The following is a 480-nucleotide window of genomic DNA, read 5'->3' on the forward strand; positions in this document are numbered from 1 at the left end:
CCACGTTGCCCAACCACGCGAACGACTCGAACCGATCCAGCCCCAACCCCGTCAACAACCCGTTGACCAGACCGTTGGACGGATCCAGGATCAACCGCCACATGATCCCGATCGCGATCCCCGGGATCACGTACGGAAACAGCGACACCACCCGGTAGAACCCCGAGCCACGCACACCACGCACCTGACCCTTGCCCGCACCCCCGACCGTGATCAGGATCGCGAACGCCAACGCGATCGTCAGCGTGATCAACGGGATGAAGATCGCGAACACCACACTGTTGCCCACCGCATTGATGAACCGCGGGTCACCCGCCAGCGCGACGAAGTTGTCCACCCCGATCACGTTGAACTCCGCCGAGAACCCCGACCAGTCCGTCAACGCATAGAACGCCGCCTGCACGAACGGCCAGATCACGAACCCCAGGAACAACGCGACCGGGATCCACAGGAACACCACGAAGAAGCTCAGCCTGTCGA

1 protein-coding gene is annotated in these 480 nt (G+C 62.5%); it reads right to left on the reverse strand.

Annotation, left to right across the window (positions count from 1 at the left end; all coding sequences use genetic code 11):
* Positions 1-457, reverse strand: a 457-nt coding sequence (locus tag EYB28_RS19640) for a carbohydrate ABC transporter permease (protein ID WP_166852920.1), incomplete at its 3' end; no start/stop codon positions are given.
* Between the last annotated feature and the right edge of the window lie 23 nt (positions 458-480).

Source organism: Isoptericola sp. BMS4, from assembly GCF_011634835.1.
In the GTDB taxonomy this organism is placed as follows: Bacteria; Actinomycetota; Actinomycetes; order Actinomycetales; family Cellulomonadaceae; genus Isoptericola.